Source organism: Phaeodactylibacter xiamenensis (assembly GCF_000759025.1).
In the GTDB taxonomy this organism is placed as follows: Bacteria; Bacteroidota; Bacteroidia; order Chitinophagales; family Saprospiraceae; genus Phaeodactylibacter; species Phaeodactylibacter xiamenensis.
Genome location: NZ_JPOS01000159.1, coordinates 1 through 664, shown reverse-complemented (window position 1 = coordinate 664; position 664 = coordinate 1). Strand labels below are relative to the sequence as shown.

The following is a 664-nucleotide window of genomic DNA, read 5'->3' as shown; positions in this document are numbered from 1 at the left end:
TCCGTTATACAGACAATGGGCAGAATGAATCCAATACGACATATGCTTCTTTTCCTTCCATGCTTCGCCTGGTACGTAATGGCGATCGGATAAACGGGTTTTATAAGAATGGCAGTAAGTGGATTAAGTTCCATCAGGCAGAACTCCCTATGGGCGATTGCGTGGAAATGGGCCTGGCCGTCTTCTCCACCAACCCCTTCGGAACGGCAACAGCCACCTTTGACAAAGTCAACTTCATGTCTGGCATGAACCTGTCTGCTCCGAACACCGGACCGATTGCAGATGCCCTGTCCGATGTGCAGCGGGCGCGCGTATCTCCCAACCCGACTTCCGGTGCTTTCACCCTCGACTTTGAGCAGCCCCTTGAATTGGAAGCAACAGCTATACTCCTCAACGAGCTTGGGCAGCCCCTACGGCAACTGCAGCTCCCTGCCGGAGCCATCAACCATAGCTTTGACGCCTCTAATATGCCCCGCGGCTTGTATTTCCTGGAAGTGCGGGACGAGCAGGGCTACCGGGAAGTGCTGAAGGTGGTACGGCAGTAATCTGCCCCCTCACAATAGAAGCGCTTAGATTCCAAGCTGCACTGTATGGCATCGTGCCCTGCCGTGCAGCTTGGTTTTTTATGCTGACCTCTTTCAGCTTAGTTGCTCATTGACTGATA

Annotated in this window: 1 protein-coding gene; it reads left to right on the top strand. The window is 53.2% G+C overall.

Features of this window, described 5'->3' with window-relative positions:
• A partial coding sequence (locus tag IX84_RS30500; RefSeq protein WP_044230445.1) for a T9SS type A sorting domain-containing protein occupies window positions 1–545 on the top strand: 545 nt, incomplete at its 5' end.
• Between the last annotated feature and the right edge of the window lie 119 nt (window positions 546–664).